Source organism: Pyxidicoccus trucidator, from assembly GCF_010894435.1.
Classification (GTDB): domain Bacteria; phylum Myxococcota; class Myxococcia; order Myxococcales; family Myxococcaceae; genus Myxococcus; species Myxococcus trucidator.
This window is the reverse complement of the sequence record NZ_JAAIXZ010000105.1, coordinates 1-405: the sequence shown is the minus strand read 5'-3', so window position 1 is coordinate 405 and position 405 is coordinate 1. Positions and strand designations below refer to the sequence as shown.

1 protein-coding gene is annotated in these 405 nt (G+C 61.2%); it reads left to right on the top strand.

Annotation, left to right across the window (positions count from 1 at the left end):
• The coding region (locus tag G4D85_RS48620; protein WP_164021960.1) for a hypothetical protein at positions 1-405 on the top strand (405 nt) is incomplete at both ends.

The following is a 405-nucleotide window of genomic DNA, read 5'->3' as shown; positions in this document are numbered from 1 at the left end:
GAAGCCCCTGACGAACTATCAGATTCAATCCGTCGCGGACGTGCGCCAGTTGGCGGCGCTCAAGGACGTGATGCGGGCGTACTGCAACACCCTGAGCGGCGCCTCGCTGGATCCGAAGAACGTCAACTTCCTGGGTGGCACGAAGAACGAGATCGCCGCCTTCATCGCCATGCACCACGAGTTCATCCCCCCGGTCGTCGCGGACGAACTCACGCACTTCCTCATGCGCGTGCGGACCCGCGAGGAGTTCACCAACGGCTACACCGGGGACGAGATGACGGACATCCGGGACGCACTGAAGGGGATCGACGACTACTTCAAGACCCATGAAGAGGTCCGGACGTTCCTCGAAACGAAGATGACCCAGGTGGTGATGGACTACCGGAAGCTCATGCTCGCTCCGTT